At 63.5% G+C, this 16,010-nt stretch carries 11 protein-coding genes; 4 read left to right on the top strand and 7 right to left on the bottom strand.

The features are described 5' to 3' along the window. The first annotated feature begins 24 nt into the window (after nucleotides 1-24). From ACIP02_RS05350 to ACIP02_RS05335, 4 genes are all read left to right on the top strand, one after another. Nucleotides 25-846 (top strand): ion transporter, encoded by an 822-nt coding sequence (locus ACIP02_RS05350; RefSeq protein ID WP_400613939.1) that lies wholly within the window; start codon nucleotides 25-27, stop codon nucleotides 844-846. 206 nt (nucleotides 847-1,052) lie between these two features. Continuing rightward, on the top strand, nucleotides 1,053-2,051 hold the full coding sequence (locus ACIP02_RS05345) for a sulfate ABC transporter substrate-binding protein (RefSeq protein WP_400613937.1): 999 nt from the start codon (nucleotides 1,053-1,055) through the stop codon (nucleotides 2,049-2,051). Nucleotides 2,052-2,456: 405 nt separating this feature from the next. Continuing rightward, a complete protein-coding gene (locus tag ACIP02_RS05340) occupies nucleotides 2,457-3,086 on the top strand; it encodes a DUF1062 domain-containing protein (RefSeq protein ID WP_400613934.1) in 630 nt (209 codons plus the stop codon). A 33-nt stretch (nucleotides 3,087-3,119) separates the two neighbouring features. After that, nucleotides 3,120-3,872: a thioesterase II family protein gene (locus ACIP02_RS05335; protein ID WP_400613932.1), complete on the top strand. Its 753-nt coding sequence runs from the start codon at nucleotides 3,120-3,122 to the stop codon at nucleotides 3,870-3,872. A gap of 37 nt (nucleotides 3,873-3,909) precedes the next feature. On the opposite strand, the gene ACIP02_RS05330 is transcribed toward ACIP02_RS05335, so the two are convergent. From ACIP02_RS05330 to ACIP02_RS05300, 7 genes are all read right to left on the bottom strand, one after another. Then, the gene (locus tag ACIP02_RS05330; protein WP_400613930.1) at nucleotides 3,910-4,665 is read right to left on the bottom strand and encodes a creatininase family protein; all 756 of its coding nucleotides are present in this window, start codon (nucleotides 4,663-4,665) and stop codon (nucleotides 3,910-3,912) included. Further along, nucleotides 4,662-5,543: a hypothetical protein gene (locus ACIP02_RS05325; protein ID WP_400613927.1), complete on the bottom strand. Its 882-nt coding sequence runs from the start codon at nucleotides 5,541-5,543 to the stop codon at nucleotides 4,662-4,664. The genes ACIP02_RS05330 and ACIP02_RS05325 overlap by 4 nt, the downstream gene beginning before the upstream one ends. A gap of 49 nt (nucleotides 5,544-5,592) precedes the next feature. After that, nucleotides 5,593-6,102, bottom strand: coding sequence for a nucleoside 2-deoxyribosyltransferase (locus ACIP02_RS05320; RefSeq protein ID WP_400613925.1), 510 nt, complete (start codon nucleotides 6,100-6,102; stop codon nucleotides 5,593-5,595). A 66-nt stretch (nucleotides 6,103-6,168) separates the two neighbouring features. Beyond that, the gene (locus ACIP02_RS05315) at nucleotides 6,169-7,824 is read right to left on the bottom strand and encodes an aminotransferase class III-fold pyridoxal phosphate-dependent enzyme (RefSeq protein ID WP_400613923.1); all 1,656 of its coding nucleotides are present in this window, start codon (nucleotides 7,822-7,824) and stop codon (nucleotides 6,169-6,171) included. Nucleotides 7,825-7,862: 38 nt separating this feature from the next. Further along, nucleotides 7,863-9,155: a polyketide synthase gene (locus ACIP02_RS05310; RefSeq protein WP_400613921.1), complete on the bottom strand. Its 1,293-nt coding sequence runs from the start codon at nucleotides 9,153-9,155 to the stop codon at nucleotides 7,863-7,865. Next, a complete protein-coding gene (locus tag ACIP02_RS05305; protein ID WP_400613919.1) occupies nucleotides 9,127-12,750 on the bottom strand; it encodes a beta-ketoacyl synthase N-terminal-like domain-containing protein in 3,624 nt (1,207 codons plus the stop codon). Before ACIP02_RS05305 ends, ACIP02_RS05310 begins: the two co-directional genes overlap by 29 nt. Next, a complete protein-coding gene (locus ACIP02_RS05300; protein WP_400613917.1) occupies nucleotides 12,743-15,994 on the bottom strand; it encodes an amino acid adenylation domain-containing protein in 3,252 nt (1,083 codons plus the stop codon). Before ACIP02_RS05300 ends, ACIP02_RS05305 begins: the two co-directional genes overlap by 8 nt. Nucleotides 15,995-16,010: the final 16 nt, after the last annotated feature.

Below are 16,010 nucleotides of genomic sequence, written 5' to 3'. Positions count from 1 at the left end.
CCCATCGCAATTCGGATTGAGCCAATGAACAACCCTGCAAGCCTGCGTGAGCGGCTTTACATCATGGTCTTCCAGACCGACACCGTAGCCGGCCGCCGCTTCGACAAAATCCTCCTGCTGATCATCCTGGCCAGCCTGGTCACGGTAATCCTCGACAGCATCGACGAGGTACACCAAGGCTACGCCGGCCTGCTGGCCGGCATCGAATGGGGCTTTACCGCGATCTTCCTGGCCGAGTACATCACCCGCCTGTACTGCTCGCCCAAGCCACTGCGCTACGCCTTCAGCTTCTATGGCCTGGTCGACCTGCTGGCGATCGTGCCGGGGATCATTGCGCTGTACTACAGCGACGCCCAATACCTGCTGATCATCCGGGTGATCCGGATGTTGCGGATCTTCCGCGTGCTCAAGCTCAGCCCGTACCTCAAGCAGGCCCATTACCTGATGGAGGCACTGCGGGGCAGCAAGCAGAAGATCATCGTGTTTCTGGTGACGGTATCGACCCTGGTGACGGTGTTCGGCACGCTGATGTATGTGATCGAAGGGCCGGAGCATGGCTTTACCAGTATCCCCAAGGGCATCTACTGGGCCATCGTTACCCTGACCACCGTGGGCTTTGGCGACATCGTGCCGAAGACGCCGCTGGGGCAGGTGCTGTCGTCGCTGGTGATGATTACCGGTTATTCGATCATTGCGGTGCCGACCGGGATCTTTACCGCAGAGCTGGCCAATGCCATGCGCGGGGAACAGCTGCAGCATGATTGCCCGACCTGTCACAAGAAGACCCATGAGCATGGGGCGGCGTTCTGTTCCCGGTGTGGGAATGGGTTGTTTCCCAAGCTTTGATGTTGCCTGTACTGGCCTCTTCGCGGGTGAACCCGCTCCTACATTACCAGCGTATCACCGGCCATTGTAGGAGCGGGTTCACCCGCGAAGAGGCCGGCAATGCCACCGATATAACGAAAGTGTTTTTTGTTCTTTAACCCGCACAAACCCACCCGCTATAGTCGCTGGCAATCTGCCCCAATAACCTTCAAGAACAAGGAAGCAACGTGAAAAAACTCTTCACCGCCTCGCTGCTCGCCGCAGGCCTGGCCCTGGGCAACCTCGCCCAGGCCGCCCCTACCCTGCTCAACGTTTCCTACGACGTGATGCGCGACTTCTACAAGGATTACAACCCGGCCTTCCAGAAGCACTGGGAGGCCGAACACAAAGAGAAGGTCAACCTGCAGATGTCCTTCGGCGGCTCGAGCAAGCAGGCGCGTGCGGTGATCGATGGCCTGCCGGCCGATGTCATCACCATGAACATGGCCACCGACATCAACGCCCTGGTCGACAATGGCAAGCTGGTGCCGGACAACTGGGTGACCCGCCTGCCGAACAACAGCGCGCCGTTCACTTCGGCCACCGTGTTCATCGTGCGCAAGGGCAACCCGAAAGCCCTGAAAGACTGGCCCGACCTGCTCAAGGACGGCGTGCAGGTAATCGTGCCCAACCCGAAAACCTCGGGCAACGGCCGCTACACCTACCTATCGGCCTGGGGTTATGTGCTCAAGCAAGGCGGTGACGAAGCCAAGGCCAAGGACTTTGTCGGCAAGCTGTTCAAGCAGGCCCCGGTGCTGGACACCGGCGGCCGTGCCGCGACCACCACCTTCATGACCAACCAGATCGGTGACGTACTGGTTACCTTCGAGAACGAGGCCGAGATGATCGCCCGCGAGTTCGGCCGCGACCAGTTCGAAGTGGTCTACCCGAGCGTGTCGGCCGAAGCCGAACCCCCTGTCAGCGTGGTCGACAAGGTCGTGGCGAAAAAAGGTACCCAGGCCGTGGCCGAGGAATACCTGAAATACCTGTGGTCCCCAGAAGCCCAGGAGATCGCCGCCAACAACTACCTGCGCCCACGTAACGCTACGGTGCTGGCCAAGTACACCGACCGTTTCCCTAAAGTGGACTTCCTGTCAGTGGAGAAAACTTTTGGTGACTGGCGCACCGTGCAAAAGACCCACTTCAATGATGGTGGGGTGTTTGACCAGATCTACACCAATCAATAACCGTAAGGGGGCATCTGGCCCTAATGCCCGTCAGTTAAGCGGTATGAGCGTCAGGTGCTTGCCTTGAGACTTTTGGTGCCTGTGCGATCGAGCGCCGCCCGCGCGGCGCTCGATCGCACAGGCGCTGCAAACATCCTGACAAACCTGTTCAGAATCTTAACTGAGACATTTGGCTTCTGGCCCCCTTTTTTCGCCCCCTTCCTTACCCCCTTTCGCTATTCCTGATAGTCAAGAAACCATTTGAAATAGCACACTCCACCCCCAACACCAAACCTATAACTTACAAACAAGTAAGAAATTTCTGACATATAGAAATATCTCGTACACACCTGCCTTTCAAGCCACCTTGCCGATAAAATCACAAAGCGCTAAGGTACCGTCGACAACTTGAAAAGGATCAACCCAATGATAAATGGACGTATCAATTGGTTGATAAAGCCGCTCGGCTATCAGCCAATTACCAAGCGATGCCCTTCGTGCGAAGTCAAAAAACTGTTTCTACCCGCCGGCACTTTCAGGGTCAACGCCCAGAAAAAAACTCTTGACGTCTGGAACATCTACAAATGCGAGAAGTGCGACTACACATGGAACATTGACATCCACGCCCGCATCAACACCAACAAGCTCGACCCTGAACTTCATCAACGCTTTCTGCACAATGACCTTGATGAAGTTCGTCGTTACGCCTACAACTACAGCTTATTGAAACGCAACCATGCCGAACTCGGCCCGACCCCAGGCTATGAGATACAGGGGCCATCACCGTATGCGCTCACTGACACCGAACAGGTGACCATCACCCTTGACTTCGAGCAACCGATTCCTGTACGCCTGATCAATATCCTCACCCGCAAGCTCTGCCTTTCCCGCGGCCAAGTCGCTCGCCTGATCGACGAGGGCGTGTTGCTCGACTTGTCGCCAAGCGACCTCAATCGCAAGTTCAAGCAGAGCATGACGCTGCGCATGAACCTGGCACGCCTCTACCAACTCGATCCACCGTTCGTGGAAAGCCCGGCCAATGTGGAAGTCTCCTGACATCAATGCTTTTTCAAGGAGGAGGACACTGTCATGTTGTTTGCAAAACCCGCCCATCCCGACAAACTCAATCTGCTGTGCTTTCCCTTTGCGGGTGGCAGTGCCGATTTCTACAATCGCTGGAAGCTCCCGGCGTTCGATGATATTGTTGTCCACCCGATTCAATTACCGGGGCGCGGCCAACATATAAACCTGCCACTCATCAGTAGCATGTCGCTGTTGATAGATCTGATAACCAACGAACTACATCGCTTTCGCGATTGCCGCTTTGCATTACTGGGCACCAGTATGGGCGGGTGGCTCGCCTTCCAACTTGCACAACAACTCAAACACCAAGAAAGTTCGCTGCAACCGGAATGCCTGGTCATATGTTCCACGGCCCATCCTGCTTTCCGCAAACATTTGCCGCAGATCGATAACATTGATCGTAACGCCGCGATCAGGCGGCTGGGCGAATTCAATCCCTCCTGCCTGGTCACGTTGAAAAACCCAGAACTGGCGTCGTTGTTCCTGCCCATCCTACAAGCCGACTTTACCCTGTGCAGAACCTGGCAATTCAATTCGAACATTGGCGTCGACTGCCCGATCTGGGCATTTCATGCCCATGACGATCACATCGTCGACCACAGCATGATGCTGCCCTGGAAAAACCTCACCTGCGGCGCGTTTCAGATGACCCGCGTCGACGGTGATCATTTTTTCACCGAACACCCCTCGCCCGCGTTTCTCGAACAACTGCATCGCATGCTTCACGTGACGCAACGCCAACCTCTGCTACTTCCTTGAATAGCGCCGGCAGTCACTGCCGGCGCCCACCTCATCCCTAACCATCGACTTCTTCGAGCAAGCCACTGATCTGCTGGCACACATGCTCGAACAACCGCCTGCCGATATCCGCGCTGGCCGTCGAGGTTTTCGACAACACCCCTTGGGTCGATGCGCCTTGCGAAAGCGGCAACCGGTAAACACCGCAGCGTGGCGGATGCTCATGATCGGGACGCGGCGCACGTACCAGATGAGGGTGCAAGTGCAGCATCAAACTGGTCTCCGTGATCCCCGCATGCTCTGCATGCCAGCCAGGGAACTCGGGCAGGTGCTCGCCGACCCATCGTTCATCGACCAGGCTCCACCAACTGAACGCCAGAACCGAGCGCTGGCCAAGCAGCCCACGCTCGCGCACTTTATCGAGCGCCTCGAAGACGAACGCTTCATTTTCATAGTGGCCGTTGATGATCACCAACTGCCGGAACGGCAGGCTGGCCAGGCTGCGAAGCGATTGTTCCAGGTAGTCGATGAAGGTGCCCCCTTCGACGAACACCGTACCTGGAAACTGCAACCCTCCCCCACTCTGTGGCAGCGAACGCACGGAGATGGGCAGCAGTGGCAGCATGATCGCCCGACGCTCGGCACACAGCGCCTCGGCGAATGCCTCGGGGATCAACGCATCCACATTGAGCGGCAAGTGCGGCCCATGCTGCTCGATGCCGCCCACCGGCCACACCAGCACCTGGCCCTCCACGGCCTGCCGCACATCCTGGCTGGTCAGCTCGCTGAACCGCACGATGTTGAGCCCGCTCATCCTGCCACCCTCCGTGCAGATCCCAGATCGAGATCGAAGTATTCATCGGTGATGCGTTCAAGCGTGCCGAACATGTCCTGGTGCAGCGCCGAATACACCTGTGCCGTCTGCGCGCCGGCCAACTGGTACTCGCGCACATCACGGCCGCTCTGCACGCCTCCGCAGCCCATGATCGGCAAGTCAAAACCGCGCTGGCGCAGTTCGTAGATCGCGGCAAGCACCAATGGCTTGATCCCCGCACCGGAATAACCGCAAACCCCTCCCAGCACCACGTCCCTGCACTCAGGGTCGAACGCCAGCCCAGAGATGGTGTCGCTCAGGGTCAGCGCCGACGCGCCGCCACGCTGTGCCGCCATGGCACGCTCATGCAAGCCCTGGCCAAGGGCCAGCTTGACCGCGAATGGCGCGTCGGTGCTTTGCCTCACGGCCTGTGCATAGGCCTCGACACGCTCGGGCGTGTCTTCGGTAACATCCTCCGCGTGCAGGCAGGAGATGCCCAGCTCCAATGGACAATCGCTGGCTTGCGCTACCTGCGCGGCCAGTTCGCCAAGCGCTGCAGGGGTGGCGGCGTGGATCGAGGCAATGATCGCCAGCCCCTCACGCTGGAACTGGCCGAGCAATATCAGCCAGTCGGCGACCGAGCGCTTGGAGTAGGTGGTGTTGTTCAGCATGCCGGTACCAATGACATGGATCCGCTCGGCATGGGTCTTTTCGCAGCCCGGGAAGATGGTCTTGGTGACCACTGCCCCAGCCCCGCGCGCCAGCAGCTGCCGGATGTTTCGCGCCTGGTCCGACAGCAGCCCCGATCCTACGATCAGCGGCGACGCCAATTGCAGGCCAAGTACCGAGTAGCCACTGCGTTGTTGTTCAATGTTCATCACTGCATCCCTGTGACAAGAATCGAAGAGGTGGAGCGTGGGCAGGTGCTTACACCTGAACCGCGCAAGGTTGCCTGGCGAGCAGCCCCTGGAAGATCTCGCCGATCTGCCAAGGGTTGGCGCGAAAATCACGGACATCGAGTCGGGCAACCGTACCCACATGCTCCAGCCCCTTGAGCAGGTGACTGGCGTTGTCGACGATCGGCATTTCGGTGACCAGCAACACCGGCCGACGCAACGCCGAAGCCCAACCCAGTTCGATATGCGTGCCGTCGGTGCGCAACAGTTCTCCATTGGCCAACACCGGCAGGATAGGCATGAATACATCGCACTCCTGCATCCAGGCAAAATCACGTCGCGAGACCATTTCCGGGGTGAAGGCTGGCGTATCGACACCGAACTTCTCGGCCAGGTGAGCCGACAGCACCTGGCCGTTGAGGTCTCTGACCGCTTCGACCGCCAACTCGATGGTCTGCCTGAGTTCCTGATTGAAACCCTCTTGGCGGATGGCGAACTGGATCGGGCCACCAATAAACACTTTCAGGTTGCGCAATGGCATGGGAACACTCCTTGTTGAGGTACTGGATGAACCACCGAGGGTGCACGGCAAGGCAGCCCCGCCGGGTTAGATCAAGCCTTGGCCACGCAGCTCTGCAAGGCTGTCAGCGAATGCCTGGTGTACCTGGTCCAGGTGCCGGTCCTGGTGCGCAGCGCTGAGGAACCAGCAGCGCCACTCCCAGATGTAGACGCCGCGAAGCAGCAGGTTGTAATAGAGCAGGTCCATGTTTTCGCGATGCACCAGGCGCATGAACGACGAGAAACTGCGCGCCTCGATGGCCACCTGATAGGTCGCGAACAGCTCGTTCAAGCGCGCCGCGAAAACCTGTGTCCGCAGGTTGAGCGCCTCGGTGAACGCCGCACCGCGGCGCTTGACCTCAAGTAGCGAAGCCTTGGCGGTGGCCATCGCCAACGGGTGCTGGAAGAAGGTCCCGCCAAAGAACGTCGGCTCCACCGCCGGGAAACTGTCGTCCCCGTACTGCCAGGGACCACCATCGATGGCATCCAGCGTTCCGCAACGCCCGGCGACCACGCCAAGCGGCATGCCTCCACCTATGGTCTTGCCATAGGTCACGATGTCCGCATCGATGCCGAACAGCCCTTGCACCCCCGCAGGGTGCGCGCGAAACCCAGTGACGATCTCGTCGAAAATCAGCAAGGCGCCCACGGCGCGGGATGCATCACGCAAGGCGCGCAGGTAGGCTGGGTCGGCGAGGCCCGGGTCGCGGGTCGGCACCGGCTCTATCAACACCGCGGCGACCTGCTGGCCATGACTGGCAAGAAAATCAAGCGCCGCCTGCGAGCCGAACTCGAATACCGATACATCCGCCACCATGCCTGCGGGGATACCGATCGAGACCGGGCTGGTCGCGCCCGCGCGCGATGGGTCGGCGCTGGCCAGTACCGCATCCCAATGCCCGTGATAGCTGCTGGAAAACATCACCACGTGGTTGCGCCCGGTCGTCGCCCGCGCCGCGCGCACGGCATTCATGATCGCCTCGGTGCCGCTGTTGACGAAGGCCACTCGGTCCATACCTGTGACCTCGCACAGCAGCTCGGCTACCTGCAGCGCCGTCTCGTTGCGCGCGCCCAGGCCAAAGCCCTGCTCAAGCTGGCTTTCCAGCGCCTGGCGGACGAAGCCCGGGGCATGCCCGAACAGATGGGTACCGAAGCCCAAGGTCATGTCGATGTAGTCATTGCCATCGAGGTCGCGCACCCTGACGCCCTCGTACTCAGTGCACACCAGCGGGTATAGCAGCTCCTTGACCGAACCCTTGAAGCCGATGCCCGAGCGGCTGTCGGCGATTCGCTGGCGAACGGCCGTGGCATGGGCCTTGGACATTTCGGTGCGCTGGGTATAACGCGGGATGAAGTTCGCCAGGTAGCGGCGCCGGACATCCGACTCGATCGGCCCCGAACCACGCCGCATCCACTTGAACGCCCCCTCCGGGCGCTCGCCCGCCACCTGCTGCCCTGGCAAGCCCGACTGCGCCTGCAAGTGCTCGCATAACTGACGGATGGTTTGCAGCTCGGCGAAGAACTGCCGCACCGACAGCTTGACACCGAATTGGCGCTGGATCGGCGCCAACACTTCGAACAACTGCAGCGAGTCGGCCCCCATCTCAGTGAGCGTCGCATCGATATCGACCGAACGGGCCGGCAGGCCAAAGGCCTCGGCAAACACCTCGATCAGTTCCTGTTCCCTGGATTGCACGGCTTTCATGGGTATTTCCCTCCTTGACTATCAATCCGCGTGTCTGTTCATGCCACGCCCGTTGCGCCGCCGACGATGACGTGCGCGTTGGTTCCGCCGATGCCGAACGAACTGACGCCAGCCAGACGCTCATGCACCGCCCGCTGCCACTGTCGGCTCCTGCCGCTCACGTCGAAGGGCGACAATGGGTCGCGCAACTCGCTGCAAGGTTGCTCGCAGTTGAGGGTCGCGGGCAGGACACCCCAGCGCACGGCCTGAATGGCCTTGATCAAGCCGACGATGCCTGAGGCGCAGTCCGCGTGCCCCAGCGTCGCCTTGACCGACCCAAGCGCACAGCTGCGTGGGGGCAAACCCTCGAAGATTCGCGACAGCGCCCGCAGCTCCACGGCGTCGCCTACCGGCGTGCCGGTACCGTGGGCCTCGAGAAGGCCGATGTGCTCGGGTTGCACGCCCGCACGGCGCATCGCCTCGCGGATGACCCGCTCCTGGGCCTTCACGTTCGGCGCGCTGTAACCCGCCTTCTCCAGGCCGTCGTTATTGACCGCCGAGCCCTTGATCAGCGCCAGCACCGGGTTGCCGTCGCGCCGGGCATCAGCCAGGCGGCGCAGGCCGACGAAGGCGGCGGCATCGGCGAACAGGGTGCCGTCGGCACGCTGGTCGAATGCTCGCACCCGACCCGACCGGGAAAGAATGCCGCCTTCGTGGTGCAGGTAGCCGACGTGCGCCGGGTAGCGCACGCACACACCGCCGGCCAGCGCCAGGTCGCACTCGCCGGCCCGCAGGCTGGCGCAGGCCAGGTGCACCGCCACCAGCGAGCCCGAGCAGAAATTCGCCACATTGATCGCAGGCCCCGTGCAATCGAGCTTGTAGGCCACTCGTGTGGCCATGGCGTCGCTGCTGCGGCCACCGAGGGTGAGCATCGCATCGGAGGGGCTGTGATCTTCGAGGCGCTGAAGGTCATGCCAGGTGTCGGCTCGCGTGCCGACGAACACCCCACAATGGCCGGCCTCGCGTCCCGTGCGGTAACCCGCGCCCAGCAATGCTGCCTGGCACAGCACCAGGCATTGACGTTGCTGCGGGTCCATGCGCGAAGCCTCACGCGGGGTATAACGAAATGCGCCATGGTCGAACTGCTCCGGCGCCTCGAGAAACGCACCACGCGGGACCAGCACCTGGCCTTCGCCGGCAGGCACCGGCCCACACCCCGGTCCATAGGTGGCTACCAGCTCCTGGGCGTCCTGGATCGCCTGCCACAGCGCATCGCAGTCAGCGGCTCCGGGAAAACGTCCCGCCAGGCTGACCACGGCAATCTCATCGGCGTTGTTGATGATGGCCTGCATCGCCCTCTTCCTCCTTGGTCACATTAGGTTGCTGTGCCTTCACCCGCTCGGCCAGTGCACGCGCACTGGCGAATTCGAACAGATCGACCATCGACAGGCTCACGCCAAACTGCAGATTGACCTGTCGGATCAATTCAGCCCCGACCAGCGAATCCCCTCCCAGATCGAAGAAGTTCGCCTCGTCACTGACCTGGCAGCGCAGCACCTGCTGCCACAAAGCTGTCATCGTCTGCGGCACCTGGCGTTGCGCGGTATTCGGCACGCACACGCAAGCTGGCGTGTGCGCGGCTGGCGCCGCGGCCAGTCGAGCGGCCAACGGGGTGCTGGAAACGACGAACCGGTGATGGCCTGTCAGCGCGGCGAAGATCGCATCCAGCAGGCCATCGACCTCCTCGGCCACCAGACCGGCGCTGCGACTTGCGCCATAGCGCAAACCCTCGTTGTGCTCCCAGCCCTCCCAGCCATCCCAGTCGATGGCGAAATAGTTCGAGTGCCCGGCCCCGTGTCCACTCCAGAAGGCACAGGCTTCATTCGCCGCAGCATAGGGGCCCAGGCCAAGACCACCGGCCAGCACCGCCAGCGAAGAGACAAAGCAGCCAAAGTGCAGGGGGCGCTCAGCGAACCACGCATGCAATGAACAGGCGCCCTCCCACTTGGCAGCCATCAACGCCTGCCACTGCTCGACCGTCGAACGCATTAGCCACTGCTGTGTGCTGTTGCCCGACAGCCCGGCCGCATGCACGAAGGCATTGGGCACGATGCCGCCCGCCTGCAAGCGGTCGAGCGCGGCGAACAGCGCCTCGCGGTCGGTGATGTCGGCGTCGACCACCTCCACACGCACGCCTAGTTCACGCAGGGCCGCCAGGCGCTGCTGGCGTGTCCGGCGACGTTCGCCATCGGTGCCTTGCGGGCGTTGCACCAGCACCAGGTCGGCAGCGTGACGCCGCGCCAGATAGCTGGCCATGCCAAAACCCACCGTACCGAGTCCGCCGGTGACCAGGCAGACCAAAGGCTGGGCAAACGTCGGCGCCTCGGGGGTGTTCGCCAGCACCGCATGGCCCCGCGTCCATACCTGCCCTGAGCGCAACGCGCAGAGCATCGGCAACGAGCCCGCCCGCGCCAGCACCTCGGCTAGGGCACCGGCCTGTTCGGGGTCATCGGTCAATGCCGGGGGGACATCGATGCCCCTGATCTTCAGCGCGGGATGTTCATGCCCGATGGCCGCGACACACGCCAGCGCAGCGGCGGGGCCGATGCGCACCTCAGCGATAGCCAGGGGATCGACGAAACCCGCCCCGACCAACACCAGCTCCAGGGCCTGGTGGCCTTGCTCGATCAATTGCCTGACCTTCTCGCACAAGCGCCAGGCCAGGCTCGGATCATCCATCGACGGTGCTCGGCTTTCCCACAACCAGACAAGCCGTTCGCCACCTTGTCCGGCTTGCCCTTCGGCCAAGGTTTGCCCCCCCCGCCGCCGCAGTGCCTCGCACAAGGGCCCATGCATGCCCGGCGCCCCGCCGAGCAACTGCACGGGATCGGCAGCCCCGCCAAGGGCGAACCCCTGCAAGCGCCCCTGCCGCCGCCACTGCTCCACATAAACTTCGGGGCCACGCTGTGCCGCGTCAGGGATCGGTTGCGTGTACCAGCACTGCCTGCGCCGCAACGGCGCGAACGGCAGCTCACGGTGCGTCGCCTGCCGCCCCCCTGCGAGCACGGCCCAATCCACCTGCCCGCCCATCGCCCAGAAGCGGCCCAGCCAGGCCCGCAATGGCGACCCGCACGCCTCCAGGTCCAGCACCAGCGCCGCCTGCCGCTGAGCAGCGAGGGGTGCCTCTTGTGGCTCGAACGCGAAGGCCAGCGCGTGCCCCGGCAGCAAGCGTTCAAGAAAGCCGGCCAGCGCCCGAGCCGGCACTTCACCTTCAAGCTCGTCACCCTGCACGCCTGCCTCGCCCTGCAATTGCCGCAGGCAACGCTGATAGCCAGGCTCATGGGAAAGTGCCAGCGACAGCGCGTTATTGACCACGACACGCAGCGTGCGGGGCTCGGCTTCGACCTTGGCCACGCTAAACTCACGCGCGCGCAGGGCGTGGCTCAGTTGCTCGAGGTCATCGACATGCAGCGCCGCTCGCCAGGGCAGGCTGGCACGGCCCTGCGCCAGTCCATCGGCGACGTGTTCGAGGTGCAGGTCCGACGCCTGGCCAATCCGCTCGCCCAGTGCATCAGCCAGGGCCAGCACATCCTGCTGGTCACGCCCGCTGAGCAGGATCGCCTGTGGCAACCCGAGGGCCACCTGGACGGGCCGCTCGGGCGCCTGCTCGAGCACCATGTGCACATTGCTGCCACCCGCGCCGAACGAACTGACACCGGCCCTGCGCACCTGGCCTGGCTGCCAGCCCTTCGGCTGGGTATTGACCAGGAACGGGCTGCGCTCGAAATCGCAAGCCGGGTTGGCACGCGAAAAGGTCGGGTGTGGCGCGATACAGCTATTGCGCAGGCACAACACGGCCCTGGCAAGCCCGGCAAAACCAGCCGCGGCAGCCAGGTGGCCAAGGTTCGCCTTCACCGAGCCCAGCGCGCAAAAGCCTCGACGGTCCGTGTGCTGGGCGAAAGCCCGGCACAGGGCATCGAACTCGACCGGGTCACCGAGCGTCGTGCCGGTACCATGGGCCTCCACCATGCCGATCGTGTGCGCCTCGACCTGGGCCAGGGCCATGGCCTGAAGGATCAACTGCCGCTGCCCCTCCATGCCAGGCGCGGTGAAACCGGCGCGCCCGGCACCGTCGTTGTTGGCCGCCGAACCCAGGATGACCGCCTGGATGCTGTCGCCGGCCGAAAGGGCGTCCTCCAACGGGCGCAGCGCCACCAGGCCGACGCCGTCACCAAAGAACGTGCCGCTGGCCTGGGCGTCGAAAGGCCGACAACTGCCGTCACGCGAAAACATCAGGCCCGGTTGGTAGAAGTAACCTGGGCGCGCCAGGGCATGAAACGAAACGCCCCCGGCGAACGCGACTTCGCACTCCCCCAGCAACAGGCTGTTGACCGCCAGGTGCAGGGCGCTCAGTGAAGAGGAGCAGCCCGTCTGCACACTCATGCTCGGCCCCTCCAACCCAAGCTTGTAGGACACCCTAGCGGTCATGTAGTCCTTGTCGTTGGCCAGCATGCGTTCAGTACCGGCGGCGGACATCAGGTCACATTCCCCGCCGATCACATTGAGCTGGTAGGTGTTCATCGAGCACCCGGCGAACAGCCCGATTCGCGGGCGCCGAAGCGGGTTACCCAGCCCACAGGTCTGCGTCAGCTCCCAGGCGCACTCGAGCAACAGACGATGCTGCGGGTCGAGCAGCTCGGCTTCGCGTTGGGTCATGGCGAAGCATTCAGGGTCGAACTGCGCGGCATCGGCAAGCCGCGCGTCGACCGGGACGAAGGCGGGGTCATCGATCACCGCGGCACTCAACCCCATGCGCCTCAGTTGCGCCGCCTCGTACCGGGTGGAGCAAACCTTGCCTTGCACCAGGTTGCGCCACAGCTGGCGAGGATCCTGCGCGGCCGGCAACCGGCAACTCATGCCGATGATGGCAATGGCTTGATCATTCATGGCGGCCTCCTTCGGCGACCTGCATCCCGGGCCGCTGCCTGCGCCGCAACAAGGTATCGAGCCGCCGCTCGGGCTCGAGAACCGGCGCGCTGGCCAAGTGGCCCTGCGCTTGCAGCGCCTCGGCCAACATCCTTGGCGTCACCCAGCGGAACAGGTCCGAGGGGCGCAGCTGTCGACCCTCGGGCCACTGTTGCAAGCGGCCGTGCACTTGCAGCAGCGCCATCGAGTTGCCGCCCAGGTCAAAGAACGCATCGTCCAAGCCCACCTGGTTCCGCCCGAGTACCTGGGCCCAGATTGTCCGGACTCGTTCGCGCCAGTCGTCACTGTCCGCCGAGGATGGCGCTGGCGCCGCGTTGATGGTCTCGAACAGTTCGTCGACGGCCTTGCGATCGAGCTTGGCGTGACGGTTCAGCGGCAGCTGCGCCACTGCCAGCAACCGCGTAGGCTGCATGTAGGTCGGCAGCCTTCGGCGCAGGTGCTCGCGCAAGGCTTTCTCGTCGAAGCCGGTAACCGTGTCATGGCACTGCACCAGCACAACAAGTCGCGCATGCCCCGCCACAGCTTCCAACAGCGCCGCCGCCTGACGCACTTGAGCGTGGGTTTCCAGGCAGCACTCGATCTCGCCAAGCTCGATGCGATGCCCGTTGAACTTCACTTGCTCGTCGAGCCGCCCCGCAAAGCGCAGCCGTTCACCATCCCAGTAGCCCAGGTCGCCGGTACGATAGGCGATGGCGTCCCCGCGGTAGGGGTCGACGATGAAGCGCTCGCGGTTGTACTGGGCCAAGCCGACATAACCCAACGACACCCCCACCCCACCGATCACGATTTCGCCCACCCTGCCCATGGCGGGGCACGCCTCGTCGTTGAGCAGATAAAGCGTTGCAAATGGTAGTGGCCGGCCGATCGGCACGATCACCTCCTGCGCCAGCGCGGGGGTAACGCGCTCGATACTGGCGAACACGGTGGTTTCCGCCGGTCCATACAGGTTCCACAGCGCCCAGCGCTCGCTCAGAAAACACCTGGCGGTCGCACCGGGCAGTGCCTCGCCGCAAACGATCCAATGCCGGGCGGCGAGCTGCGCCGAATGCCTGGGCAAGTCAGCCGACAGCTGCCGCAACCCGGAAGGTGTCTGGGTGATCACATCGACCTGATGCCGGACCAGCCACTCGAACAGTTGGTCCGGACGCGAGCGCACCGCCTGCGGGATGACCAGCAGGCACCCGCCAGAGCACAGCGCACCCCAGATTTCCCAGATCGAAAGATCGAAGCTGGCCGCGTGGGACCAGCTCCATACCAGGCACTGCGGCATCTGCAGCGTCGTGTACATGGTTTCGAGCAGCGCCACCACGTTGTGCTGCGCCACATCGATCCCCTTGGGCTGGCCGGTGGACCCGGAAGTGAACACGCTGTAGGCGCAGGTGCCGGGCGCACTCAGGTCGAACAGTGGCCCCTGAACATGCTCAAGACCTGGGCCTGCAACCGGGCAGCAGCGAACGCCGTGCTCATCACGCCATGGCAATGGCCCCTCGGCGACCACCAGGCTTATCGCCGACTGCCGGACGATCATGGTCAGGCGCTCGGCCGGCAGGTTCGGATCCAGCGGGACATAGGCGGCTCCAGCGCGCATGGCCGCAAGCATCGCCACCACCGCCTCGATGCCGGGTGCGAGCAGCACGCCGACCCGATCACCGGGCATCACGCCGAACTCGGCCAACTGCCGGGCCAAGCGCACGCTGCGCTCCTGTACGGTGCGATAATCCAGCTCGTTGTCGTGGTCTCGCAGCGCCGCCGCGTGCGGATCGCGGGCGGCATGGGCATCGAACCAGGCCACCAGCGAGGGCTGGCGCACCCTCTGGACCGGCTCGCTGTTCAACGGCCCGGGGACACGGTTGTAGTCGCTGTGCCAGGCGATGTGATGCGCGTCGCCGCACACCGCCTGCTCACCCAGCAATGCATCGACGACACCCAGCCAATGCGCCGCGAAGCGCTCCAGGCCCCTGGTGGAAAAGCTCCGAGGATCACCTTTGATGACGCAGCGCAGGCTATCGTGAGCATCGACCAGCTCCAGTGCGATATCCACCTGGCCCTGCTGTTGCGCCAATGGCCAGGGGACGATACGCAACCCGGCCCATTGGGCACACGCCTGCGGCCCTGCCATCTGCAAGGCCAACCAGCGCGAATGCTCCACCCGGCCAAGCAGGTTGACGGTGGTCTGGAACAACGGGTTGCGCCCTTCGGGGCGCGGCACGCCCAGAGCATCCACTACCGCGGCCAGGTCGAACCCCCGATTGTCCAGTGCCATATGCAGGTCTGCGCGGATGGCACCGATCAGGTCATGCCAAGACTGCGCCGGGCGCACGCGCAAAGGCAGCACGTTGAACAAGCTGCCAAGGGTATGGGCGAATGTCGCGTCGCGCATCGACATGGGCATGCCGACCACGATCTCCTCTTGGGCGCAGGTCCTGGCCACCGCCGTCGCCCAGGTTGCCAGGATCACCGCATACAGCGACGCCTGCCGTTCTTCGGCCACGCGCCTGAGGCCACGCAGGCGCTCACCGTCGACATCCAGGTAGTGGCTGTCACCTGCCGCGATCCCCTGTCGCCAGTGGTTCGGCCAGTCGAGGGGCGCCGGTACCTGGCCCAGGTAGCGATGCCAGTAGGTTTGCTCGCAACCCACGGATGAATCGCCGGTTCCGTGGGTACGGCGACGGTAGTCGCCGAACGGCACGGGCGTGTCGCGCCAGTGCTCGACCTCACTGCCGGTTTCGTCCAGGTACAGCGATTCCAGCTCATCGAGCATCAGGCCAAGGGAGGTGAAGTCGGCGATCACGTGGTGCGCGCATAGCACCAGGACATGCGCCTGCGCCCCCCGTGCGAAGCAGCCCAGGCGCAGGCAGGGGCCCTGGCGGAGTTCGAAGGGGGTGTCGAACCAGCTATCGATCCGCGCCTTGATGGCGGCATCGTCCAGGCCCTGCCCATCGATGAACGCGACTGGCACGTCCAGCTCGGCGTGGCAAACGGCCGTTGGGCCACTGCGACCGCCGTCATAGGTCGTGCGCAGGATGTCGTGCCCGGCCACCAGCCTGTGCCAGGCGAAGCGCAGTGCCTCCAGGTCGAGGAAACCGGTGATGGCCGTGGCCAGCCCGATGTTGTAGCGCGTGTCGTCCGGTTGCACCTCGGCCATCAGCCACTGCGCATGCTCTTGGGCCGTCAGCCGCGTCTCCAGGGTTTGCGATGTGTCCATGAACGGTACCAACTCC

It is taken from the genome of Pseudomonas sp. NPDC089408 (assembly GCF_044749445.1).
GTDB lineage: Bacteria > Pseudomonadota > Gammaproteobacteria > Pseudomonadales > Pseudomonadaceae > Aquipseudomonas.
The sequence above is the reverse complement of the archived record's forward strand: the minus strand, read 5'-3'. Positions and strand labels throughout refer to the sequence as shown.